The sequence below is a fragment of the Pseudomonas sp. UBA1879 genome (genome assembly GCF_002338065.1).
Lineage (GTDB): Bacteria > Pseudomonadota > Gammaproteobacteria > Pseudomonadales > Pseudomonadaceae > Aquipseudomonas.
The window spans coordinates 156,696-181,596 of sequence record NZ_DDHJ01000014.1; the positions used below are offsets into that span (position 1 = coordinate 156,696).

18 protein-coding genes and 2 pseudogenes are annotated in these 24,901 nt (G+C 59.2%); 10 read left to right on the forward strand and 10 right to left on the reverse strand.

What is annotated here, in order from left to right; all coding sequences use genetic code 11:
• Positions 1–17: 17 nt before the first annotated feature.
• The gene (locus B3N48_RS14200; protein WP_296184703.1) at positions 18–1,118 is read left to right on the forward strand and encodes a polyamine ABC transporter substrate-binding protein; all 1,101 of its coding nucleotides are present in this window, start codon (positions 18–20) and stop codon (positions 1,116–1,118) included.
• Positions 1,119–1,264: 146 nt separating this feature from the next.
• On the opposite strand, the gene B3N48_RS14205 is transcribed toward B3N48_RS14200, so the two are convergent.
• Positions 1,265–2,146: a bestrophin family protein gene (locus B3N48_RS14205; protein ID WP_296184705.1), complete on the reverse strand. Its 882-nt coding sequence runs from the start codon at positions 2,144–2,146 to the stop codon at positions 1,265–1,267.
• Positions 2,147–2,393: 247 nt separating this feature from the next.
• Between B3N48_RS14205 and tkt the strand changes: the two genes are divergently transcribed.
• The gene (gene tkt / locus B3N48_RS14210) at positions 2,394–4,481 is read left to right on the forward strand and encodes a transketolase (RefSeq protein WP_296184707.1); all 2,088 of its coding nucleotides are present in this window, start codon (positions 2,394–2,396) and stop codon (positions 4,479–4,481) included.
• Between the two features lie 146 nt (positions 4,482–4,627).
• On the opposite strand, the pseudogene B3N48_RS14215 reads toward tkt, so the two are convergent.
• A pseudogene (locus B3N48_RS14215) lies at positions 4,628–5,839 on the reverse strand (YeeE/YedE family protein).
• Between the two features lie 214 nt (positions 5,840–6,053).
• On the reverse strand, positions 6,054–7,595 hold the full coding sequence (locus tag B3N48_RS14220; RefSeq protein ID WP_296184708.1) for a PLP-dependent aminotransferase family protein: 1,542 nt from the start codon (positions 7,593–7,595) through the stop codon (positions 6,054–6,056).
• An 87-nt stretch (positions 7,596–7,682) separates the two neighbouring features.
• Between B3N48_RS14220 and B3N48_RS14225 the strand changes: the two genes are divergently transcribed.
• The 3 genes from B3N48_RS14225 to B3N48_RS14235 are packed head-to-tail and all read left to right on the forward strand — an operon-like array spanning position 7,683 to position 9,448.
• Positions 7,683–8,321 carry an FMN-binding negative transcriptional regulator gene (locus B3N48_RS14225; RefSeq protein ID WP_296184709.1) on the forward strand — a complete coding sequence of 213 codons (639 nt, stop codon included), beginning with the start codon at positions 7,683–7,685 and terminating at the stop codon, positions 8,319–8,321.
• Complete coding sequence (locus B3N48_RS14230; RefSeq protein WP_296184710.1) at positions 8,314–8,760, forward strand: GNAT family N-acetyltransferase; 447 nt, start codon at positions 8,314–8,316, stop codon at positions 8,758–8,760. Before B3N48_RS14225 ends, B3N48_RS14230 begins: the two co-directional genes overlap by 8 nt.
• Before the next feature lie 16 nt (positions 8,761–8,776).
• Complete coding sequence (locus B3N48_RS14235; RefSeq protein ID WP_296184711.1) at positions 8,777–9,448, forward strand: GNAT family N-acetyltransferase; 672 nt, start codon at positions 8,777–8,779, stop codon at positions 9,446–9,448.
• 728 nt (positions 9,449–10,176) lie between these two features.
• Here B3N48_RS14235 and B3N48_RS26920 read toward each other — a convergent pair.
• From B3N48_RS26920 to B3N48_RS14245, 3 genes and pseudogenes are all read right to left on the reverse strand, one after another.
• Positions 10,177–10,286 (reverse strand): annotated as a pseudogene (locus B3N48_RS26920) (ribosome biogenesis GTPase RsgA); the annotation flags it as partial.
• A gap of 231 nt (positions 10,287–10,517) precedes the next feature.
• Positions 10,518–12,323, reverse strand: coding sequence for a sodium-extruding oxaloacetate decarboxylase subunit alpha (gene oadA, locus B3N48_RS14240; RefSeq protein WP_296184712.1), 1,806 nt, complete (start codon positions 12,321–12,323; stop codon positions 10,518–10,520).
• A 98-nt stretch (positions 12,324–12,421) separates the two neighbouring features.
• Positions 12,422–13,837, reverse strand: a complete 1,416-nt coding sequence (locus B3N48_RS14245; protein WP_296184714.1) for an acetyl-CoA carboxylase biotin carboxylase subunit — start codon at positions 13,835–13,837, stop codon at positions 12,422–12,424.
• 195 nt (positions 13,838–14,032) lie between these two features.
• On the opposite strand from B3N48_RS14245, the gene B3N48_RS14250 reads away from it, so the two are divergent.
• On the forward strand, positions 14,033–14,983 hold the full coding sequence (locus B3N48_RS14250) for a LysR family transcriptional regulator (RefSeq protein ID WP_296184715.1): 951 nt from the start codon (positions 14,033–14,035) through the stop codon (positions 14,981–14,983).
• On the opposite strand, the gene B3N48_RS14255 is transcribed toward B3N48_RS14250, so the two are convergent.
• Positions 14,937–15,161 (reverse strand): PA3496 family putative envelope integrity protein, encoded by a 225-nt coding sequence (locus B3N48_RS14255; protein ID WP_296184716.1) that lies wholly within the window; start codon positions 15,159–15,161, stop codon positions 14,937–14,939. The two genes, B3N48_RS14250 and B3N48_RS14255, sit on opposite strands and share 47 nt — an antisense overlap.
• A gap of 208 nt (positions 15,162–15,369) precedes the next feature.
• Between B3N48_RS14255 and B3N48_RS14260 the strand changes: the two genes are divergently transcribed.
• Entirely contained in the window at positions 15,370–15,690 is a 321-nt protein-coding gene (locus B3N48_RS14260; protein WP_296184718.1) for a hypothetical protein, read from the forward strand.
• A 57-nt stretch (positions 15,691–15,747) separates the two neighbouring features.
• On the opposite strand, the gene hexR is transcribed toward B3N48_RS14260, so the two are convergent.
• Both hexR and B3N48_RS14270 read right to left on the reverse strand, forming a co-directional pair.
• A complete protein-coding gene (gene hexR, locus B3N48_RS14265) occupies positions 15,748–16,614 on the reverse strand; it encodes a transcriptional regulator HexR (protein ID WP_166593990.1) in 867 nt (288 codons plus the stop codon).
• A 144-nt stretch (positions 16,615–16,758) separates the two neighbouring features.
• Positions 16,759–18,798 (reverse strand): putative bifunctional diguanylate cyclase/phosphodiesterase, encoded by a 2,040-nt coding sequence (locus B3N48_RS14270; RefSeq protein ID WP_296184721.1) that lies wholly within the window; start codon positions 18,796–18,798, stop codon positions 16,759–16,761.
• A 332-nt stretch (positions 18,799–19,130) separates the two neighbouring features.
• Here B3N48_RS14270 and uvrD point away from each other — a divergent pair, with 332 nt between their 5' ends.
• The 3 genes from uvrD to B3N48_RS14285 all read left to right on the forward strand — a co-directional run bounded on the left by uvrD (position 19,131) and on the right by B3N48_RS14285 (position 23,007).
• The gene (uvrD, locus tag B3N48_RS14275) at positions 19,131–21,317 is read left to right on the forward strand and encodes a DNA helicase II (protein WP_296184723.1); all 2,187 of its coding nucleotides are present in this window, start codon (positions 19,131–19,133) and stop codon (positions 21,315–21,317) included.
• 298 nt (positions 21,318–21,615) lie between these two features.
• On the forward strand, positions 21,616–22,470 hold the full coding sequence (locus B3N48_RS14280; RefSeq protein ID WP_296184724.1) for a Tim44 domain-containing protein: 855 nt from the start codon (positions 21,616–21,618) through the stop codon (positions 22,468–22,470).
• Positions 22,471–22,599: 129 nt separating this feature from the next.
• Positions 22,600–23,007, forward strand: a complete 408-nt coding sequence (locus B3N48_RS14285; RefSeq protein ID WP_296184725.1) for an SMI1/KNR4 family protein — start codon at positions 22,600–22,602, stop codon at positions 23,005–23,007.
• Positions 23,008–23,043: 36 nt separating this feature from the next.
• Here B3N48_RS14285 and B3N48_RS14290 read toward each other — a convergent pair whose 3' ends face one another.
• Positions 23,044–24,807, reverse strand: a complete 1,764-nt coding sequence (locus tag B3N48_RS14290; protein ID WP_296184726.1) for a cation:proton antiporter — start codon at positions 24,805–24,807, stop codon at positions 23,044–23,046.
• Positions 24,808–24,901: the final 94 nt, after the last annotated feature.

Here is a 24,901-nt window from a genome sequence, read left to right on the forward strand (position 1 = left end):
TGAGAAGAGAGACAACGATGAACAGACTCAAGCGCTTGATCGCTCCCGCCCTCTGCGCCGCCATGCTCGGCGGCATGGCTCACGCCGACGAACCGAAAACCCTGCGCGTTTACAACTGGTTCGATTACATCACGCCGCAGACCCTGGAGAACTTCAAGAAAGACACCCACGTTCCGTTGATCTACGACATCTTCGACACCAACGAAGCCCTCGAAGCCAAGCTGCTGACCGGCAACTCCGGCTATGACGTGGTGGTGCCGTCCAACGTGTTTCTGGCCAAGCAGATTCAGGCCGGGGTGTTCCAGCCCTTGGACAAAAACAAGCTGCCTAACTATTCGCACCTCGACCCGAGCTTGATGAAGCTGTTGGAAGCCAACGATCCGGGCAACAGGTTTGCCGTGCCGTACATGTACGGCACGATTCTGATCGGCTTCAACCCGGACAAGGTCAAGGCCGTGCTGGGGGACAACGCGCCGGTGGACAGTTGGGATCTGATCTTCAAGGAAGAGAACATCAGCAAACTCAAGCAGTGTGGCGTGACGCTGCTCGATTCGCCTTCAGAAATTCTGCCTCTTGCCCTGCAACACTTGGGGCTGGATCCGAACAGCAAAAATCCAAAGGACTACGACAAGGCGGAAGCCTTGCTGACGAAGATTCGTCCGTACATCACCTATTTCCATTCCTCTAAGTACATGGCGGACATCGCTAACGGCGACATCTGCGTGGCCGTGGGCTACTCGGGCAGCTTCTCGCAAGCCGCCAACCGGGCTAAAGAAGCGAAGAACGGCGTGGTCGTGGACATGCGCTTGCCGAAGGAAGGCGCACCGATCTGGTTCGACATGCTGGCGATCCCGAAAGGCGCCAAGGACGTGGAAGGTGCCCACACCTTCATCAACTACCTCCTACAGCCTGCAGTGATTGCGCCTATCAGCGACTTCGTGGGTTATCCGAACCCGAACAAGGACGCCACTGACAAAGTCGATCCCGCGATCCGCAACAACCCGAACCTGTACCCGACCGCCGAAGCGATGAAAACCCTTTACACCCTGACCCCGCTGCCCCGCGACGCCGAACGCGCGCGGACGCGAGTGTGGACCAAGATCAAATCCGGCACTTGATAGCTCAAAATCCCCGCCGATCCCTGTGGGAGCCGGCTTGCTGGCGAATGCGTCGTATCAGTTACCTGTTTGGCAGCTGAGCCACCGCTTTCGCCAGCAAGCCGGCTCCCACAGTTTGGGTGACACCTGCATATTCCACTGAATAACTACCGCTGCTTCTCAGTGGCATCGCGTAGCATCGAATTCAGATTCCCTGAAATATTCGCGCACAGCGCCTTCATTTGAATCTCGTGCTCGGACGCTTTGAACGGGCTCTGCAGGTCGGTACCGATGCGCTCGATGGCGAGAAGCATGAATCCCACTACCGTTGAGGCGAGAGGGGTGAACCAGCCCAGGGTTTCCACGAGCCCGATCGGCACGATGATGCAGAACAACGTGATGAACAATCGCGGGAAAGTCACATAGGGATAAGGCAACGGGGTGTTGGCGATACGCTCCATACCGCCCTGGCAATTGGAGATTTCCACCATCGTCGATTCGAGCCGCGCCAGGCGAATGCTGTCCAGGCGCCCCGCCTGGTACTCGCCTGCGATGATCGCGGCAGACTCGTTGAGGATGTCGTTGGGGAAATTGTTGGTGCGCGTGCGGCGATCGTATTCCTCGCGGGGGATCATCGCGGTGACGTCTTCGCCACAATGCTCGCCTTTGAGGTGTGCCGACAGGCATTCGACGTAGGCCACATGCCGACGCAGCAGTACGGCCTTGACCGGGTTCAGCTCATTCTCGTCGTCAATCAGTGTCAGCACCTGCCGCGCAAAGCTGCGGGAATTGTTGACCAATGCGCCCCATAACGTGCGCGCCTCCCACCAACGGTTATAAGCGCTGGAGTTGCGAAAGCTGGTCAGCACCACCAATGCCGAGCCCAGCAGTGTCAGCGGCATTGAAGGCAAAGTGATTTTGCGTTCCAGGTACAGCATGAAGTCGACCGTGACGATGATGTCCCAGATCAGCAGCCAGAACAGCGACCAACCGATGTAGGTAAACGTCCTGATCATGGCGCGGTATTTCTTGATGATCGTTTCCTGCAATGGCCACCCCCGTTTGCAGCACATGAACCCCGCGACAGGCTGAGGTCCCAAAGGGGTTCGAATACCGCTGTTACAGATCGTTCGGGCGATTGATCGATGGAAATGTAACCAAATGCCATGAAAGGAAGATCCAAGTCCGCGCCTTCAGCGGTCAGTCAGGTGACAGATTATTCATGGAACGAACCCGTCTTCGACAGGCTCAACACCTATCTGGAAGCTTTAGCCACTCGTCACGAGGAGAATATTAATGAGCGCGCCTGCCACCTCCACCGAACGACCTGCACCCCACAATGACCGCGACCAACTAACCATCAACACCATTCGCACCTTGTCCATGGACGCCGTGCAAAAAGCCAACTCCGGCCACCCCGGCACGCCAATGGCGCTAGCCCCTGTAGGCTACACGGTGTGGAAAGACTTCCTGCGCTATCACCCGGAACACCCTGACTGGCCAAACCGCGACCGCTTCGTGCTGTCGGTAGGCCATGCGTCGATGCTGCTGTATTCGCTGCTGCACCTGGCAGGCGTGGTCGAGATCGACGAACACGGTAAGCCGTCTGGCAATCCGGCGATCAGCCTGGAGGACATCAAGCAGTTCCGTCAGATGGATTCGAAGACCCCCGGCCACCCGGAATACCGGATGACCACTGGCGTCGAAACCACGACTGGGCCGCTGGGCCAGGGTTGCGCGAACAGCGTGGGCATGGCGATGGGCTCCCGCTGGCTGGGCGAGCATTTCAACAAGCCCGGCTCGACCTTGTTCGATTACAACGTGTACGTGCTGTGCGGTGATGGCGACATGATGGAAGGCGTGACCGCAGAAGCCGCATCGCTGGCCGGTCATTTGAAGCTGTCGAACCTGTGCTGGATCTACGACAACAACACCATCAGCATCGAAGGCCACACCGAACTGGCCTACAGCGACGATCCGCTGAAACGTTTCGAAGGCTACGGCTGGAAAACCCTGCACGTGAAAGATGCCAACGATGCGGCAGCGCTGGCCCAAGCCATTCAGACTTTTCAACAAACCGACGACGCACCGACCCTGATCGTGGTTGACAGCGTGATCGGCTACGGCTCGCCGAACAAACACAACACCGCTGCAGCGCACGGTGAACCGCTGGGCGAGGACGAAATCAAGCTGACCAAGAAGGCCTATGGCTGGGATGAAAACAGCAGCTTTCTGGTCCCGGACGACGCCCGCCATCACCTGCGAGACGCGTTGCTGAAACGCAACGGCGCCGCCTACGACGCCTGGCAGGAAACCTTCACTCGCTTCGAGAAAGAACAGCCTGCGCTCTTTGATGAGCTTCAACGCATGCGTCAGGGCGAGATGCCCGAAGGCTGGCGCAACACTGCCGTCAGCTTCGACGCCGACGCCAAAGGCATGGCGACCCGTGCGGCAGGCGGCAAAGTACTCAACGGTTTTGCTCAGCAGATCCCTTGGCTGATCGGGGGCTCGGCGGACCTGTCGCCGTCGACCAAAACCAACCTCACATTCGAGGGTGCTGGCAGCTTTGAAGCTGGCAGCTACGGCGGCCGCAACCTGCATTTCGGGATTCGTGAACACGCCATGGGCTCGATCGCCAACGGCCTGGCGTTGTCGTACATCCGTCCCTACACCTCAACGTTTCTGGTGTTCAGCGACTACATGAAACCGCCGATTCGTCTGGCGTCGATCATGGAATTGCCGGTGATTTTCGTGTTTACCCACGACTCCATTGGGGTCGGGGAAGACGGCCCCACTCACCAACCCATTGAACATCTGACCCAGTTGCGCGCTACCCCAGGCCTGATCACGCTGCGTCCCGGCGATGCCAATGAAACCGGCGAAGCCTGGAAGATCGCGCTGGCGCAGACCGATCGGCCAAGCTGCATCGTGTTGTCACGTCAGCCGATGCCAACGCTGGACCGCGCGAAATACGCCAGTGCCGAAGGTCTGGCGCGGGGCGCGTATGTGCTGGCGGATGCGGTCGAAGGCAACGTCGATGTGATTCTGATCGCCACCGGCAGCGAAGTGGGGATGACGGTCGAAGCGTTCGAGAAGCTCAAGGCAGAAGGCATCGCGGCGCGCGTGGTGTCGATGCCAAGCTGGGAGTTGTTCGAGGATCAGGACAAGGCCTACCGCGACAGCGTGCTGCCGCCAGACGTCAAAGGCCGGTTGGTAGTGGAACAGGCAGGGCCTGTGGGCTGGGACCGCTACGTTGGCCAGACTGGCGAAAAGATCGTGATGAAGACCTTCGGTGCTTCAGCGCCTATCGACAAGCTGCAGGCGAAGTTCGGATTTACGGTCGATAACATCGTCAAGGTCGCGAAGGAGCAAGCCGGTAAGTAAGCGTCGATGTGTAGGAGTGTGGCGTGTCCCGCGATCGGCTGCGAAGCAGTCGGTTCGCACGGTTTCACGACGACTATGGCCGCTCGTGAACCCGGTGCTTTCGCGGGACTTGCCGCGCGCCTGCACAAACCCGCGTCACACCTTGCTCAACACCCGCTCAACACCGCCGGACGACGTTCGCCCTCAAAGAAGAACGGCCGAATCCGCACACCCACCGCATTGCCCGCAAACGCTGCAATCAACCAGAGCCAGCCGTGCACGCTTCCGGAGGCGATGCCGCTGAAGTAGGCGCCGATGTTGCAGCCGTACGCCAGACGCGAGCCGTAACCCAACAGCAAACCGCCCAGCACCGCAGCGACCAGCGAACGGGTTGGAATCTTCAGGCTTGGCGAGAAACGTCCTGCAAGCCCAGCCGCCACTGCCGCACCCAGCATGATGCCTATGTCCATGACGGTGGTGATGTCTTCCCACACCGGCGCGGCCAGCGCTTTGGCGTTAGCGGGCATCTGCCAGAACACCCAACTGCCCACGTCCACGCCCAATTCGCTGGCGACCTTTGCGCCCCATAACGCAAATGCCGACGTGATGCCCCACGGGCGACCAGCCAACGCTAGGGTGGCCTAGTTGAGCAGCGCCAAGGTAATCGCACCCCACACCAGAGGCCATGGCCCCCGCAGGAAGCGCCGCAGGCCCACGTGTTCACTCGTCGCAGCGGCTTCGAGTTCGCCATGACGACGCTTTTCCAGCTTGATCGTGACCAGCGCGATCACCGCGAACAGTGCCAGGCTCATGATCAAGGCAGGCATCACACCGAACGTTTTGACGATCGACGTCGCAGGGAACGACGGCAGCGAAAACCACCAGTCGGCATGATGCGTCGCGACCACCGAACCGATGATGAAGAACAGCAGCGTTACCAGCATTCGCGCGTTGCCGCCGCCCACCGTGAACAACGTGCCCGACGCACAGCCACCGCCCATCTGCATGCCGACACCGAAGATGAACGCACCGAACACCACGGAAATGCCCGCCGGCGCGACCAGCCCGGTCACCGGCGTGCCGAACAACGTGCCAGCACCCAATGCCGGGAAGAACAGCACCACGGCAATCGCCAGCATGACCATCTGCGCTCGCAACCCTGCACCCCGCCGCTCGTTGATGAACACGCGCCAGGCGGACGTGAAGCCGAATGCCGCGTGATACAGCGTCAGGCCCAACGCCGCGCCGACGATCAACAGCAAGACTTGCTTGCCGCCGACAGCCGACTGAAGAAACAAAGCGCTGATCACCAACAGGATGAAAGCGACCAGCGGCGTACCGAACTTGCGTTCAGGCGCTGCGGAAAGGGGAAGGCTCATTGATGTGTCTCAGAATATGTATGCGATAGGCGCCAGTATAACCTCGCAGGTGTCGGCACGGCGCACACCTGTAGGCGCGTGGCTTGTCCCGCGATCTGCTGGGAACCGGCAGCACATTCAGCAAGTGAGGTGTATCCGTCATACCTGAAGGTTTCACGACTGCTTCGCAGCCGATCGCGGGACAAGCCACGCTCCTACAAAAAAGGATTGCGTTTCAGATCCAGACTCCCCGCAACCGCTCCAGCGCCGACGTGATATCCGCCTCAGGCACCCCCGCGAACCCCAGCACCAACCCTGCCCGATTGTCCACGGGTGTGTCTGAATCAGGAAGCCAGAAATCGCTCAACGGAGACAGCTCCACCCCTACGCTTTCAGCGGTGGCGATCAAATGCTTCTCTCGCTCAAGACTGTCCACCGCCACCGACACATGCAACCCCGCCACCGGCTTGGGCATCGGGCTGCATCCCCGGACATCCTCGGGCCATCCCGCCAGCAGCGCATCCCGCCGACTCAGCGCCGCTCGCCGCATGCGCCGGATGTGCCGTTGGAAATGCCCGGCTGCGATGAACTCGGCCATCACGGCTTGGGTACCAATCTCCGAGTGGCGCATGTCCACCGCACGCCGTTGACTGAAGGCTTTCACCAAATGATGAGGCAGCACCAGATATCCCAGACGCAGCGCCGGGAACGCGATCTTGCCGAACGTGCCGACATAAAGCACCCGGCCGTTTCGGTCCAGCGCGGCCAATGGGGCCAGTGGCGCCCCGCTGTATCGGTATTCGCCGTCGTAATCGTCCTCGACGATCCAGCCCTGGGTGCGCCCCGCCCACGCCAGCAATTCCAGCCGACGCCCGAGACTCATGGTCACGCCGAGTGGATACTGATGAGACGGCGTCACGTAGGCCAACTTGCAGCCCTTGTCTTTGTGTTCCGGGCTGCGCATCCCCTCCCCGTCCACCGGCATGCCGTGCAGTGTTGCACCCGCCACCGCGAAGGCATGTCCAGCAGCGCGATAGCCAGGATTTTCAATCGCGACGCCATCGCCAGCGTCCAACAGCAGCTGTGCACAAAGGGTAATCGCCTGCTGCGCACCACTGGTGATCACAATTTGTTCAGGGACGCAGTGCAAGTCACGAGATGTTCTTAAATACACAGCAATGAGCTCACGCAATCGCCACTCTCCCGCAGGGTCGCCATAACCCAGCTGATGCAGGCCGGGCCTGCGCCAGAAAGCCGCGTGCAGCTTGCCCCATACTTCAAAAGGGAACAGATCGAACGCCGGAATGCCAACCCGAAAGGCCCTCGGCAAACCCTTTAGATGAGGCTTTAAATGATGCTGTTCCAGACGCGCCATCGATGAACTGTGGATAACTTTACTGGATAAATCACCAGCCTCATTTGCAGGAGTTGTGGATAAGGCTGTGGGTAAGCCTGGTGATAACCCTGTGGACATCTTTGTGGATACTTTGTTGGCAGGTCTCGACTTTTCAGGCAATTGAGCGACATAAGTGCCGTCACCCATCCGTCCTTCGGTAAAGCCCTCGGCGTAGAGCTGATCGTAGGCGCGCATCACGCTGTTTCGGGAGATGGTCAGCGCCATTGCCAAGTCACGACTTGAAGGCAAACGCGTGCCGCTGCTCAGGCGCCCGTCGAGAATCCGTTGGCGCAACGTCTGATAGAGCTGCCGACTCAGGCCCTGTTTGCGATCTAACTCGATCCCGGCGAAATCAAAAGTCAGCGATGGCGTAATTGGCATGATTGGTTCTACGAAATTGGCCATTAATGGTTCTTACAACGAACCAATAGGCTGCCTAGGATGAAGCCAATCGCCAAGGAAAATCTCATGTACACACCCCGCTATTTCAACGATGAAGACCTCGTCAGCCTGCATCGGCAGATCGAAGGAGCACGCTTGGCGACCCTGATCAGCGTCGATGAATCGGGTCTGCAAGCGAGCCATGTACCGTTGCTGCTCGACCCGAACCGAGGGCCCCATGGCACGCTGTTCGGCCACTTGGCGAAAGCCAACCCGCAGTGGAAGGCGTTGGCATCCGGCGAGGCGCTGGTCATTTTTCAAGGTCTGGACGCCTACATCAGCCCGTCTTTCTATGCCGCCAAAGCCGAACACGGGAAAGTCGTGCCGACCTGGAATTACCTCGCCGTGCATGCCTACGGTCAAGCCGAAGTGTTTACTGACCCTGCCCGTCTGTTGCAGCTCGTTAGCGACTTGACTGACAAGCACGAAGCCACTCGCGCCGAACCTTGGGCGGTGAGCGACGCCCCCGCTGATTACGTCGAGAAGATGCTCAACGCCATCGTTGGCTTTGCCATCCCCATCGAGCGACTGGAAGGCAAGCGCAAGCTCAATCAAAACCGCAGTGCCGAAGACATTGCAGGGGTCAGCAAAGGCCTGGCGGCCAGCGACGATCCAACCGATCAGAAAATCGCTCGTTTGATGAGCCAAGGAGTAAACCGTGTCTGACATTGAGATTCGTCGTGTCACCGCCGACGACCACGCTGCCTGGCTGCCGCTGTGGAAGGCTTATCTGACCTTCTACAAGGCCGAATTGCCGGACGCCGTTACCGAAAGCACTTGGAAACGCTTTCTGGATGACAACGAACCGACCCATGCCGCCCTCGCCTGGCACGACGGCAAAGCGGTGGGCATGGTGCATTTCATCTACCATCGCTCCAACTGGAGCATCAACTGGTCGTGTTACCTGCAAGACTTGCTGGTTACGCCAGATCAACGTGGCACCGGCGTCGGGCGCAAGCTGATCGAGTACGTCTACGCGACCGCCAAGAAGGACGGCGCCGACAAGGTTCACTGGCTGACCCACGAGACCAACGCGACCGCGATTCAGCTGTACGAACGCATCGCCGAACGCCCCGGCTTCATTCAATTCCGCAAACCGCTCTGAGCCTGGAATTCTGAACATGTCGAACCTTGAACACTGGCAACCGGCCAAACTCCCCGACACGCGCACCTTGCAAGGCCGTTTTATCCGCCTTGAAAAACTCGACGCCACGCGTCACGCAGACGGTTTGTGGACCGCGCTGCAAGGCCCAGGCGCCGATCCGAAACTCTGGGATTACCTGGCCGTTGGCCCGTTCACCGAACGTGCAGCGTTCAACGATTATCTCGCCGCGCTGCAAGATTCGACCGACCCGTGGTTCTACACCGTGATCGACCAGCAAACCGGCGCCATCGACGGCTTTCTCAGCCTGATGTCGATCGTACCCAGCGCAGGCCGTATCGAAATCGGCCACGTGACCTTCGGCGCGTCGATGCAGCGCACCCCTAAGAGCACCGAGGCGGTCTACCTGCTGGCCAAAGAATCGTTCGCCCTGGGCAACCGTCGCCTGGAGTGGAAGTGCAATGGCGACAACGCCCGCTCCAAACGCGCAGCCGAACGGTTCGGCTTCAGCTTCGAAGGCACGTTTCGGCAGCACATGATCGTCAAAGGGAAGAACCGCAACACGGCTTGGTTCTCGATCCTCGACAGCGAATGGCCCGAGCTGGAAAAAGCATTTATCGCCTGGCTGGCTGTGGATAACTTCAAGGATGGTGAGCAGATCAAGACGTTGGCGGCTTTGCGTTCAGCCTGAATAGCTGTGTCGCTGGAACGGGCAAGTCTCCAATCCAACGGGAGAACACAAACCTGTGAGAGATTCTATGTTGGCTGGCAGATCGCATTCGTCCGACTGCGGCCCGCACCAAGTCGGCTCCCACAAAGGGCATGCATAAGTCATAAATCTGCGACCGACGTTGTACATGTAGGAGCCGGCTTGCTGGCGAAAGCGGCGTGTCAGTCGCGATAGATGTGTCAGACCTTGCGCGTTCGCCAGCAAGCCGGCTCCCACCATGTTCAGCGTGGGAGTAGGACTCGGTAACTGTCATCCGGCAAACTCGCGATGATCGAGCGATAGCTGTTCATCCCTTGCTGCTGCACGCGGCCATCTTCAAGGCCTGGACCAGCGCACGATCGAGTTCGCGTGCCTGTGGGAGCCGGCTTGCTGGCGAAAGCGGCGTGTCAGTCGCGATAGATGTGTCAGACCTTACGTATTCGCCAGCAAGCCGGCTCCCACCATGTTCAGCGTGGGAGTAGGACTCGGTAACTGCCATCCGGCAAACTCGCAATGATCGAGCGATAGCCGTTCATCCATTGCTGCGGCACGCGGCCATCTTCAAGGCCTGGAGCAGCGCACGATCGGGTTCGCGTACCTGTGGGAGCCGGCTTGCTGGCGAAAGCGGCGTGTCAGTCGCGATAGATGTGTCAGACCTTGCGTATTCGCCAGCAAGCCGGCTCCTACCATGTTCAGCGTGGGAGTAGGACTCAGTAACTGCCATCCGGCAAACTCGCGATGATCGAGCGATAGCTGTTCATCCGTTGCTGCTGCACGCGGCCATCTTCAAGGCCTGGACCAGCGCACAATCGAGTTCGCGTACCTGTGGGAGCCGGCTTGCTGGCGAAAGCGGTGTGTCAGTCACCTGATTCGTCACAGGCACACGGCTTTCGCCAGCGAGCCGACGCCCACAATTAATCCGATGACTTGAGGTATTGCTTGCCGGAATTCGCGACAAAAAAAAGAGGAGCCACGAGAGCTCCCCCAGAGGTAATCGTCCAGCCTGCCGCGTCTGTGCGCGTCAGGCTGTTTCAGATGTGATAAATCACGATCATTCGATCTCGACCAGAATCTCACCCGGATTCACGCGATCGCCTTTGGCCACATGGATCGACACAACTTTGCCTGCCACCGCGGCCTGAACTTCGGTTTCCATTTTCATCGCTTCGGTGATGAGCACGGCTTGCCCGGCCTTGACCGTGTCGCCTTCCTTGACCAGCACATCGACGATGTTGCCCGGCATGGTGGTGCTGACATGGCCCGGTTTGCTGGCTTGAGCGCGCTTGCCGATGCCTCCGCCGACGAACTCGTTAAGCGGCTCGAACACGACCTCTTCCGGCATCCCGTCGATAGACAGGTAGAAGTGACGCTTGCCCTCGGCCTTGACGCCCACACCCGTAATGTCGACGCGGTAGCTTTCGCCGTGAACATCGATGACAAACTCGGTTGGCACCCCTTCACCGCCCGCCCGCGCCACAGCGCCAGGTTCGGGAATCGGCAGCAGCGGCTCGGGCGCCAGGGTGCCCGCAGCGCGTTCTTCCAAAAACTTGCGACCAATGTCCGGAAACATGGCGTAAGTGAGCACGTCCTCTTCGGATTTGGCCAACGCACCAATCTCGCCGCGCAGCTTGGTCATTTCCGGCTTCAACAAGTCTGCCGGACGCACGTCGATCAGCTCTTCATTACCGATTGCCTGACGACGCAGCTTCTCATCGACCTGACCCGGCGCCTTGCCGTAGCCCCCGGTGAGGTACAGCTTCACTTCGTTGGTGATGGTCTTGTAGCGCTCGCCCGCCAGCACATTGAAAAACGCCTGCGTGCCGACAATTTGCGAAGTCGGCGTGACCAGCGGCGGATAACCCAGGTCCTTTCGTACGCGAGGAATTTCGGCCAGCACCTCGGCCATGCGGTTCAGCGCGCCCTGCTCCTTGAGCTGGTTGGCGAGGTTGGAAATCATGCCGCCCGGCACCTGGTTGACCTGAACGCGGGTATCGACCGAGGTGAATTCGCTCTCGAACTGGTGATATTTCTTACGCACGGCATAGAAATACAGGCCGATTTCCTGCAGCAGTTCCAGGTCCAGACCGGTGTCGAATTCGCTGCCTTTGAGCGCAGCGACCATCGACTCGGTCCCGGGGTGACTGGTGCCCCACGCAAAGCTGGAGATTGCGGTGTCGATGTGATCGACGCCGTTTTCAACGGCCTTCAATTGGCACATCGCGGCCAGACCTGCCGTGTCATGGGAGTGGATGAACACGGGCAGCGACTGCTCGGCTTTCAGCGCCTTGACCAGCTCGCCGGTCGCGAACGGGGTCAGCAGGCCAGCCATGTCCTTGATCGCCACCGAGTCGCAACCCATGGCTTCCATCTGTTTGGCTTGAGCCACGAACGCATCGATGGTGTGCACCGGGCTGGTGGTGTATGCAATCGTGCCTTGGGCGTGTTTGCCAGCCGCCTTCACCGCTTCAATGGCCACACGCAAGTTACGCACATCGTTCATGGCATCGAAGATGCGGAACACGTCGATGCCATTGACCGCGGCCTTGGCGACGAACGCCTTGACCACATCGTCGCTGTAATGGCGATAGCCCAGCAGGTTCTGGCCGCGCAACAGCATTTGCAGGCGGGTATTGGGCAACGCGGCGCGCAGTTGGCGCAGGCGCTCCCACGGGTCTTCCTTCAGAAAGCGCACGCAAGCGTCGAACGTCGCGCCGCCCCAGACTTCCAGCGACCAATAGCCGACTTTGTCGAGCTTCTCGCAGATCGGCAGCATGTCTTCGGTGCGCATGCGGGTCGCCAGCAGCGACTGGTGGGCGTCACGCAGGATGGTATCGGTGACGAATATTTTCTTGGTCATTTAGATCTCCTCATAGCTGCGAGCTTCGAGCTACAAGCCGCAAGAAAAAGCCGATCTGCTTCTACTTGCAGCTTGCCGCTCACAGCTTGCAGCTGCATTCAGATGCCTGCGTGGGCGGCGATGGCGGCGGCGATGGCCAGGGCCAACTCTTCGGGTTTGCGCTTGATCGAGTAATTGGTCAGTTCAGGGTGGCTTTCGACGAAGCTGGTGTTGAACTGCCCACTACGGAATTCCGGGTTGCGCAGGATTTCCTGGTAATACGCGGCAGTGGTCTTCACGCCTTGCAAACGCATGTCGTCCAGCGCGCGCAGACCGCGGTCCATCGCCTCTTCCCAAGTCAGCGCCCAGACGATCAGCTTCAGACACATCGAGTCGTAGAACGGGGGAATGGTGTAGCCGGTATAGATCGCCGTATCGGTCCGCACCCCCGGTCCGCCTGGGGCGTAGTACCGGGTGATCTTGCCGAAGCTTGGGAGAAAGTTGTTTTTCGGGTCTTCGGCGTTGATGCGGAACTGCAACGCGAAGCCCCGGTGGATGATGTCTTCCTGCTTCACCGAGAGCGGCAGGCCGGACGCGATGCGAATCTGCTCGCGCACGATGTCGATGCCGGTGATTTCCTCGGTGATGGTGTGTTCCACCTGCACCCGTGTGTTCATTTCCATGAAGTACACCTCGCCTTCGGCGAGCAAAAACTCCACGGTGCCAGCGTTCTCGTAGCCCACGGCCTTGGCCGCACGCACCGACAGGTCGCCGATGTAGGCACGCTGTTCGGGGGTCAATTGAGGGCTCGGGGCAATTTCGATGAGCTTCTGGTTGCGACGCTGGATCGAGCAGTCGCGTTCGAACAGATGCACGACATTGCCAAAGCTGTCACCCAGGATCTGCGCCTCAATGTGCTTCGGATTGACGATGCACTTTTCGAGAAAGACTTCGGCCTTCCCAAACGCCTTGGTCGCTTCGGAAATCACCCGAGGGAATGCCTGCTCCAGTTCTTCACGGCTGTTGCAGCGACGAATGCCCCGCCCGCCGCCGCCGGACGTGGCCTTGAGCATCACCGGGTAACCGATGCGGTCGCCTTCGGTCAGCGCTTCGGCGATGTCGGCGACATTACCTTCAGTGCCCGGCGTGACGGGTACGCCGGCCTTGATCATGCTGCGGCGAGCTTCGGTCTTGTCGCCCATACGGCGGATCACTTCGGCGGACGGACCAATGAATTTGATCCCCCGTTCGGAGCAGATTTCCGCCAGTTCGGCGTTTTCCGAGAGAAAGCCATAACCAGGGTGCAACGCATCACAACCGGTCTCCACGGCCAGGTTCACGAGCTTGCGCGGGTTCAGGTAACCCTCCAGCGGCTCGGCACCAATGCCATAGGCCTCATCCGCACGCTTCACATGGAGCGCATGGCGGTCCGCGTCGGAATAGATCGCCACGGAGCGGATGCCCATCTCGGCGCAGGCGCGCACGATTCGGACAGCAATTTCTCCACGGTTGGCGATCAGGATTTTTGTTATCACTGGCATTTCCTCGACCGATGAGCAGACGGACCGAAAACCCGGTCATGCGCGGCGACAGTGCGTTACAGCATGTTGCGTCGCAGCGATGGCTCACCCTATGCCGAATCAGCAATTAACAAAAATGAGTAAAAATTGGGTTAAACATAAGTAAAACCTTATAGTTAGGCATTCAGCCATGGGCAATGGGGTTCAACGATGCGTAAGTCCTTGATGCGTATGACATTGCGTCAACTGCGCATCTTCAACGAGGTCTGTGATCTTCGGTCCTACAGCCGCGCGGCCGAAGAAATGTCTCTCACGCAACCCGCCGTCAGCTTGCAGATCCGCCAGCTCGAAGAGCTGATCGGCCAGCCGCTGTTCGAGTACGTGGGCAAGAAGCTCTACCTGACCGAAGCCGCCGAGGCGCTTCAAATAGCCAGTCGCGACATCTTCGGGCGCCTTGAGAACCTCGACATGCAACTGTCAGACATGCAGGGCTCACTTCAGGGCCAGCTGAAACTGGCCATCGAATCCAGCGCGAAATACTTCGTTCCTCACCTGTTCGCAGCGTTCAAGCGCCAATACCCCGAAGTCATGCTCAACCTCACAGTGGTTAATCGAGCGCAGGTGATTAGACGCCTCTCCGACAACCGCGATGATCTGGTGGTGATGTCGATGGTCCCGCAAGACATGGGGCTGGAGTTTCTACCCTTCCTTAACAACCCCATCGTGGCGGTGGCGCGACCGGACCATTCGCTTTCGCAACGGCCAGATCTGACGCTGAAAGATCTGGAAGCCTACACGCTGGTGGTGCGCGAGCAGGGGTCGGGCACGCGCAAGGCATGCGAAGAGTATTTCAAAGAGAAGCGCATTCACTTCGAACATTCGCTTGAGGTGTCGTCAGCGGAGGCTCAGCGCGAGTGCGTCGTGGCAGGCCTGGGGGTAGCGCTGCTGACAAGGCATGCGCTGAGTCTGGAGTTGGCCACCGGCACGCTCAAGGAGCTGCCAGTGGTCGAGTTGCCACTGTACCGAAGCTGGTGCGTCGTACAAGCTCGGGAGAAACGTCTGTCCCCAGTGGCCCATGCTTTCCTGGCGTTCATTCGCACCGAGCGCGCGCAGATCAGCGCGCTGGTCGCACGCTTTGACGGGCACCTTCCGACGCGCTAGCGCTCTGCCAGAACGATGCGCCGGCTTCCAGGTAATCGTCGTATTCAAGGCTCAGGCGGCGGTCTTCGCATCGCGTTTCAATCGCACGTCGAAACGCCATGCGACGCTGGTCTTCCTGCTGACGGCGGGTTTTGGCGCTGGTGCTTTGCTGCTGCGAGTCATCGTAGTGCCGAGGCATATCCTGTCTCCCATTGCGTGTGCGGGAGTACAGAGTGGCCGTCGGGCGTGACGATCAGGTGGCGGGTGAATGACATCTTGATGAAGGATCTGGCAATACCTGGTAACAGCTGTGAGGGGACGATATACATATCTATATCGTTCGCAGGTGAAACCCTGAAGATACTGAAAGCGCAGGACGCAAATCACTATCTGGATGGAGTTACACAATGAACCTGATCAACAGCAAGAACTGGAAAGCCCACAAGAACCAGATGCCTTCGACCGAGGGCCCTACTCTGGTTGTCTCCGGCGACGTGACCGTTGCAAACAGCGCTGTCGAGGCATCCCTGAAAGTTTCGCGCCGCCAGGACCGATCCAACGCGCTGAATCTGGACCTGGTGCTGGAAGAAAAAGGCATCGGCCTGACTGCACTGACCGACAAAACGGTTTCGCTGACGCTGCCTGGCTATCAGAACACCCCGTGGATCTACATCATCCACGACAAAAAAATCGTGGCTCATATCACCCAGATCGACACCGCGGTCTGAGTCAGCCACCGGTCTCAGGCCCCAGGCAGATCTTGCATCTGTCTGGGGTTTCGCGCCTCAATCTTCCGAGGATTTGATCGACTTCGGTGACAGACGCAGGCTGCGCAAGCTGCGCTTCACGCTCTTCAGGTGATTGACCAGGCTTGGACCACGGGCCATGGCAACGCCCATGGCCAAAACGTCGATCACGACCAGATGCGCAATGCGCGAGGTCAGCGGCGTGTAGATTTCGGTGTCTTCGTGCACGTCGATCGCGAGGTTAACGGTCGAAAGCTCAGCCAATGGCGTCTGGCTGGGACACAACGTAATGAGATTCGCGCCGCTTTCGCGTACGAGATTGGCGGTGATCAACAGATCTTTCGACCGGCCAGACTGTGAGATGCATACCGCGACGTCTGTAGGCTTGAGGGTCACCGCTGACATGGCTTGCATGTGCGGGTCCGAGTAGGACGCCGCGGTCAGTAGCAGTCGGAAGAATTTGTGTTGAGCGTCAGCCGCGACCGCTCCTGACGCGCCAAACCCGTAGAACTCGACGCGATGGGCCGCTGCCATCACCGTCACCGCCGCCTGCAACGCGTGAGGGTCGAGCTTCTCGCGCACCTCCATCAGCGTATGCAGCGTGGTGTCGAAGATTTTCAGGCTGTAGTCCGCAACCGAGTCGTCCTCATGAATCGCGAATTGCCCAAAACTGGCACCGGCCGCGAGGCTCTGTGCGAGCTTGAGTTTGAGATCCTGAAAACCGGTGCAGCCGATCGCCCGGCAGAAACGCACGATGGTCGGCTCACTGATGCCCACGCTGTGGGCCAGGTCGGCCATGGAACTGTGCATGACCGCCGCAGGATCAAGCAGCACATGGTCGGCTACCTTGAGCTCTGACTTACGCAAGAGATGGCGAGACTGGGCGATGTGCTGCAACAGATTCAAAGGACAAGACTCAATAGGAGGATGGGTCGGGGTGTAGCTTTTTTGTAGTTATACTACATGACCTGCAAGCCGCACAGCTAAACGAGTTTGCCGATTCCAAACCATGGGTCCGGAATGACGGGTCGCCATGCAGTGTAGGACTTTTCACACTGGACTCCAGGCTATCGCTTCACAATTGCGCAAGACGTCGCCCATTGCACCGGCCTCCAAAGGCCGACTGACCAAGTAGCCTTGCACCTCATCACACAGATGGGCTCTAAGAAAATCCAGTTGCTGAGGGTTTTCCACACCCTCGGCGACAACCTTCAATTCCAGGCTGTGAGCCATCGCGATGATTGCGCGAGTAATGGCCGCATCCTCGCTGCTTTCGTTCAGACCCCGAATGAACGCCTGATCGATCTTCACGTAGTCCACGGGGAAGCGTTTGAGGTAGCTCAATGACGAATAGCCTGTGCCGAAATCATCGATCGCCAGTTTGACGCCCAGTTCGCGCAGTTGCTGGAAGGTGCTGATGATGTGCTCGACGCTGTCCAGCAACTGGCTTTCGGTCAGCTCAAGTTCCAGGTAATCGGGCCTCAGCCCGGTTTCGTCGAGGACCTGGCGCACCAGACTGACGAGCTTGCCCTGCCGCAATTGATGCACCGAAAGGTTGACCGAGACCCGGATCGGCAACAGCCCGCTGAGCTGCCATTCACACGCCTGCCGACAGGCACGACGCAACACCCACTCGCCAATATCGGCAATCAGTCCGGACTCTTCCGCCAACCCGATGAATTCGCTTGGCGGGACCATGCCACGTACCGGATGGCGCCAGCGCACCAATGCCTCGGCAGAGCTGAGGCGCCCGGTGGCCAGATCAAGCTTGGGCTGATAGAACACCTCTAACTGGCCGTCCTCAATCGCGCGGCGCAGCTGAATTTCCAGCTGCAAGCGCTCCAGCGTCCGGGCTTGCAGGCTGTCGGTGTAGAACTGGAAGTTGTTGCCGCCCAAATGCTTGGCGTGTTGCATCGCCATGTTGGCCTGAGTGACGAGCGTGGAAATATCCCTGGCGGAATCCGGGAGCAGCGCGATGCCGATAGACGCGCTGACCACCAGTTCGTGCCCGGCCACCAGCACGGGGGAGCGCAACTTGCTGAGCAACCGGGTCGTCATTCGCGTCAACGTGGTCAGATTGCCGTAACCGTCGAGCAGCACGGCGAACTCATCGGCCGACAGCCGTGCCACGGTATCGGCGCCTGTCAGCTCGCCACTGATGCGTCGGCCTATCTGGCGTAGCAGTTGGTCAGCAACTTCATGCCCGAGGCTGTCGTTGAGCAGCTTGAAGCGGTCCAGGTTGATGTGCAGCAGCGCCAGCGTGCGGACGCCATGGCGCACGCGCTGATTGGCTTCGCGCAGACGCTCATTGAACAGCACGCGATTGGCCAGGCCCGTCAATTCGTCGTAATGCGAGAGGAACCGCGCGCGCTCCTCATAATGCCGGGTCAGTTGGTGATTGAGTGCTTCGCTTCTGGCTTGCGCCTGCTGCAGGTGTTCGATAAGGGCCTGATTCTGGAAGCGTCGCGTCAAACCCCGCTCAATCAGGCGATTGACCTGCGCAGCCACCACGATCAGCGCCAGCAGCAGGATCAACCCCAACCAGCCCCAGCCGCGTAATGGCACATCGCCGCCCCAGAACAGATAAAGGATGGGCGGCAGCAGGCACGGCACGGTGAACGTCAGGAAGGCTGGAATGCTCGCGGCGTAGGCCACGCTGGCCGAGAGCGTGGCCGCGCCGATCAGGCCGAACACCCACGCCTGCTGCACGAAGCTTTCCACCGGAACCAACACCAGTGCCGCGCTGGACAGCGTAAATCCGCTGACACAGGCGCCGGCCAGAAACATGCGCGTCCAGATGGGTTGCGCCTGACGCTCCGGCGGTGCCGCGCGAAACGCTGCCACCTGCAGAACCCGCAGGCTCACCAACGCCGACAACCAACCCACCCAAATCCCGACGAGTACGTAACGTTCCGGGCTCCAGAGCAGCCAGGCGCAGAGCAAACCGTTGATGAACATGAACAGGGTCGGCAGCAGCGAGCCTTGGTAAAGAAGGCGTGTGCGCTCAACGGCAAGCTGAGTGGCGAACTGTTTGCGGATGACACGTCGTGTTGCCACGGCGTCCGCCGGGGCTTCGGAACTGGGAGTCATGGCAATTCTTATAATTAGGGGCCTTGAACGTGGACGGAGCATACACAAGCCGCAGAACAGACCAAACAGTCAGTGGAATAAATTGCATGAATGGTAGGTACCCAGTGCAGTGCTGCCCCCGTAGGAGCGAGGCTTGTCCCGCGATCTGTCGGGAGCTCAGCAAAGAAATGGCGTGCCACACAAACCTAAGCCGCCGACGGTACGACTGCTACGCAGCCGCTCCTCCGAGTGCAGGGACAAGTCGCGCTCCTACAGAACATTAAGGACAGCTTTTCACGACCGACCAGCGTTAGAGTTTGCCCGCCATCCCCCCGGCACCCTAGAATGCGCCGATGCACAATGATGACCTCTCCCTCCTGCTCAATTCCCTCAACGATGCCCAACGCCAGGCGGTCGCCGCTTCCGTGGGTCGTCAGTTGGTTCTCGCTGGCGCCGGCTCCGGCAAAACCCGCGTGCTGGTGCACCGTATCGCCTGGTTGATCCAGGTTGAGAACGCGTCGCCCCACTCGATCCTGTCGGTGACGTTCACCAACAAGGCCGCCGCCGAGATGCGGCACCGCATCGAGCAGTTGATGGGCATCAACCCGGCAGGCATGTGGGTCGGCACCTTCCACGGACTGGCGCATCGCCTGCTGCGCGCACACTGGCAGGAAGCCGGGCTCAATCAGAACTTCCAGATCCTCGACAGCGACGATCAGCAGCGTCTGGTCAAACGCGTGATTCGCGAAATGGGCCTGGACGAGCAGAAATGGCCCGCACGTCAGGCGCAGTGGTTTATCAACGGACAGAAAGATGAAGGGCTGCGGCCCAAGCATATCCAGCCGTCCGGCGATCTGTTCCTGAGCACCATGAAAGCTATTTATGAGAACTACGAGGCGGCGTGCCAGCGGGCCAGCGTGATCGATTTCTCGGAATTGCTGCTGCGCGCGCTGGACCTGTGGCGCGATAACAAAAGCCTGCTGGAGCATTACCAGCGCCGCTTCCGTCATGTGCTGGTGGACGAGTTCCAGGACACCAACGCCGTGCAGTACGCCTGGCTGCGGCTGCTGGCCAAGGGCGGCGACAGCCTCATGGTGGTCGGCGACGACGATCAGTCGATTTACGGCTGGCGCGGCGCGAAGATCGAGAACATTCATCAGTATTCCGACGATTTCCCCGACACCGAGACGATTCGACTGGAGCAAAACTACCGCTCCACGGCGAGCATTCTGAAAGCCGCCAACGGCCTGATCGTCAACAACAGCGGGCGTTTGGGCAAAGAGCTGTGGACCGACGTCGGCGACGGGGAACTGATCAGCCTGTACGCGGCATTCAACGAACACGATGAAGCGCGCTACGTGGTCGAGACCATCGAAAGCGCGATCAAGACCGGCATGTCCCGCAGCGACATCGCCATTCTCTACCGCTCCAACGCCCAATCGCGGGTGCTGGAAGAGGCCTTGCTGCGCGAACGCATCCCCTACCGTATTTATGGCGGTCAGCGCTTCTTCGAACGGGCCGAAATCAAAAACGCCATGGCCTACCTGCGGGTTCTGGAAGGCCGTGGCAATGACGCTGCGCTTGAGCGGGTCATCAACGTACCGCCCCGTGGCATCGGCGAGAAAACCGTCGAGGCGATTCGCGAACACGCGCGCCACGCCGATGTGTCGATGTGGGAATCCATGCGCCTGCTGGTCGCCAACAAAGGCGTCACCGGGCGTGCAGCCAGCGCCTTGGCCGGTTTTATCGAGCTGATCGAGAACCTGTCGGCCAAGGTCATGGAGATGCCGTTGCACCTGATGACGCAGACCGTCATTGAGCAATCCGGCTTGATCACGTACCACCAGGAAGAAAAAGGCGAGAAAGGCCAGGCTCGGGTAGAAAACCTTGAAGAATTGGTCAGCGCCGCTCGCGCCTTTGAAAACAGCGAAGAAGAGGAAGACCTCACACCGCTGGCCGCGTTTTTGGGCCATGCGTCGCTGGAAGCGGGTGACACCCAGGCCGATGAGCACGAAGACAGCATTCAGTTGATGACGCTGCACAGCGCCAAGGGCCTGGAATTCCCTTACGTGTTCCTCGTCGGCATGGAAGAAGGCCTGTTTCCGCACAAGATGAGCCTCGAAGAGCCAGGGCGGCTCGAGGAGGAACGTCGTCTGGCCTATGTCGGGATCACTCGGGCGATGCAGCACTTGGTGCTGACCTACGCCGAAACGCGACGCCTGTACGGCAGCGAGACTTACAACAAGGTGTCGCGCTTCGTACGTGAAGTTCCGCCAAATCTGATTCAGGAAGTGCGCCTGTCCAACAGCGTCACGCGCCCTTTCGGTGGCTCCAAGACCATGGCGCCGAGCCGTCTGTTCGACGGCGAAGGCATTCCGCAGAGCCAGTTCGCGCTGGGGCAGCGTGTGCAGCACGCAGTGTTTGGCGAGGGCGTGATCCTCAACTTTGAAGGATCCGGCGCTCAGGCGCGCGTCCAGGTTAACTTCTCGGAAGGCAGCAAATGGCTGATGTTGGGCTACGCCAAGCTGGAGCCGGTTTGAGCGTCGACGCAACCTTGTAGGAGCGCGCTTGCCCGCGATTGCAGTGTCTGCGCATGATTGTTTCTGACACACCGCAACCGCGGGCATGCGCGCTCCTACGCTGATCAACGCGGTTTTGCTTGCATTCCTACAGCTAGCCCCCATCTTTCCTACAGAACTTTCTCAACCGCCCTACAGCCCAAGTAGTACACGGGTGATTGAGATTCACGCAAAAGCCAGAAACATATGGCCGCTGGTCAGACACATGTGTCCTGTTCAATATGGCGCGCGTGCAATCCACAAAACGGGAATTCCCAATATGCAACGTTTTCTAAGCATCGCTTTGGCGCTGGTCATCGGGCTCACCATGAGTCTGGATGCCAATGCCGCGCGTTTCGGTGGTGGCAAGAGCATGGGCTCGGCGCCAACCCACCAGGCGCGTCAGACAGCTCCTTCCGCTCCTGCCGCTGCACCTAACGCTGCCGGTCGTCCTGCGCCTGCTGCGGGCGGTGCTTCCAAGTGGCTCGGCCCTCTGGCCGGCATCGCTGCCGGTGGTCTGCTGGCGTCCATGTTCATGGGCGGTGGTTTCGAAGGCATGCAGTTCTTCGACATCCTGATCATGGCGGTCATCGCTTTTGTGATCTTCCGCTTCATTGCCGCACGTCGACGCAAGCAGCAGCCGCAAATGGCTCCGGCTGGCGCGCCGTATCAGCGTGAAACCTTTGAGCAACAGCCCGCCCAGAACGCTAATTCGATGTTCGGTGGTTCGCCTGCTGCGTCGGCCCGCCCGGTGATCAACGCACCTGCGTGGTTCAACGAAGAACGTTTTATCGAAGCCGCGCGTAATCACTTCCAGTCGCTGCAACAACACTGGGACGCGAACGAGATGGACAAAATCTCCGAGTTCGTGACCCCACAGATGCTGCAGTTCTTGAAGAAAGAGCGTGCAGATCTGGGCGACGGCTTCCAGTCCACCTACATCGATAACCTGAATGTGCAACTTGAAGGCGTCGACGACCGGGCTGACAAGACCATCGCTACCCTGACCTTCAGCGGCGTGTCGAAAACATCTCGCTTCGACCAGGGCGAAGTCTTCAGCGAAAGCTGGAACATGGAACGCGCCCCTGGCGAAAACCAGCCTTGGCTGGTAGCAGGTATTCGCCAGAACGCCTGAAACTCTGCAGCCTCGCTCTAGTCAAAACCCCGGATTGTGTCCGGGGTTTTGTTTTTAAAGGGCACGGTTAATTTGGTGAAGTCTTTGAGCTACTGTATAAACCGCGAAAATCGTTAGAGGATCCACGTCGTGGAAGAAGTCATCGAACAACTCCGTGAAGTCAATGAGCCCGTTCCCGTCCCGCTCGAACTGCCGGACGAAGACCAACTCGTCGAAATCGAAGAGCAGCTGTTCATCAACATTCCTTTTGTGTTCAAGGAATTTCTGCTGACCGTCAGCGACGTGGTATACGGCAGCCTGGAGCCGGTGACCGTCACCGACCCACAATCACACACTTACCTGCCCGATGTGGCGGCAAACGCTTGGGACATTGGCGTCCCTCGCGACCTGATTCCCATTTGCCAAGACGGCGAAGACTATTACTGCGTCGAGGAAGACGGCACGGTGGTGCTGTGGTCTGGCGAGGAAGAACTCGTCACCGAGGAGAGTTGGGAATCGGTCTGGCACTGGGCGCGGGACGTCTGGCTCGAAAGCTGAGACATTGCCCACGCACAAGAGGGCGCCTTCAGCGGCTCAATGCTCTGAAGGCTCCTGATGATTCCCCAAGGTTTCAAGCAATGCGATCTGCATGCGGCTGTGCACGCGGATGAACCAGCGCCACAACACCGCCGCCACCACCGACGCTACGATCACGATCACCAGCAACCACTCGTGGGTCGGCAACATGCTCGCCGACAGCAGCGCGATCAGCAGGAAAATCACTACCAGCGACAGCAACGGGATCACTTCGGCAATCACCCGCCGCACCCGCGCCGTATGCCTGCCCGCCATTTCTGGCTTGACGCTCATCTCCGCCAGCAGCATCGAAAGCGCTTTGAGCTTGCGATAGGCCGCGATGAGGAACGGCAGCGACAACAGCAATGAGGCGCCCCAGATCCAGGCTTTTTGCTGACCTACTTGGCTGACCCATTCGCTGAAATAATCGCCGATGCGCTCGGCAAAATAAGCGCCGCAAAAGAAGATCGCCACCACCAGCGCCAGATTGACCCCCACTTGCAGTAGGATCTTGCGGATCATCGACGCCAACAAAGCGCCCTGCCCTTGTGGCTGAATGCTGCGCAACCATTCCCCGTAGAGACCGAAAACTCGCGCGACGCGTGTAGGCATGATTGCGCCAAGCGTGTGGGATAAGGGATCAGCAGCCCGAATCAGATAGGGCGTGAGCAATGTAGTGATCGCCGACACGGCCACTGCAACCGGGTAGAGGAAATCGCTGGTGACCTGTAGCGTCATCCCGAGCGCCGCGATGATGAAGGAAAACTCACCAATCTGTGACAGACCCATTCCGACGCGAAGCGACGTTTTTCCGTCGTTACCCGCGATGAATGCGCCCAAGCCGCAGGACAGCATCTTGCCCAGCACTACAGCCACGGTGATCACAGCGATGGGCCATGCGTAGGCAAGCAGGATCTGCGGGTCGATAAGCAAGCCTATGGCGACAAAGAAGATCGCGCTGAACAGGTCGCGAATGGGCTCTATCAGGTGCTCGATCTTCGCCAGTTGTTTCGATTCGGCCATGATCGCGCCGATCAGGAACGCCCCCAGCACCATGCTGTATTCGAGCTTCACCACCAGTAGGCAGAACCCGAAACACAGCCCTAATACCGTGATCAACAGCATCTCGTTGCTTTCGAATTTGGCGACGTAGGCCAGCAACCGCGGCACCAGCAGAATGCCGACGACCAACGCGACGATCATGAACAAAGAGAGTTTGCCGACTGTGGAAAACACGTCGCCGGAACTGACTGTGCCGCTGACGGCAATGCCCGACAGCAGCGCGATGATGCCGATGCCAAGAATGTCTTCTACGATCAACACGCCGAAGATCAGCTGGGCGAAGCGCTGGTTTTTCATCTTCAGATCATTGAGCGCTTTGACGATGATCGTGGTGGACGAAATGGCCAGGATCGCCCCCAGGAACAGCGAGTCCATGGTGCTCCAGCCGAAATATTGGCCGATTTCATAGCCGATCCAGATCATCAGCATGATTTCAAGGAAAGCGGCAATGAATGCCGTTGCGCCGACTTTGAACAGCTTGCGCAGGCTGAATTCAAGGCCCAGGCAGAACATGAGAAAGATCACCCCAAGCTCGGCGAGCGTCTTGATTGTGTCTTCGTCGTGGATCAGGCCGAACGGCGGCGTGTGCGGGCCGATGATGAAGCCGGCGGCGATATAGCCCAGAACGACCGGTTGTTTGAATCGATGGAAGAGAACGGTCACCACGCCCGCCACCAGCATGATGACGGCCAGATCCTGAATGAAACTGATGGCATGCATGGCGCGGCTCCTTGTGACGACTCAACGGTGCGCGTTCACGCTGAAAAGCAGACACCTGCACTGTGAAGAAACGCCAAGCAGTGCCAGAAACTTC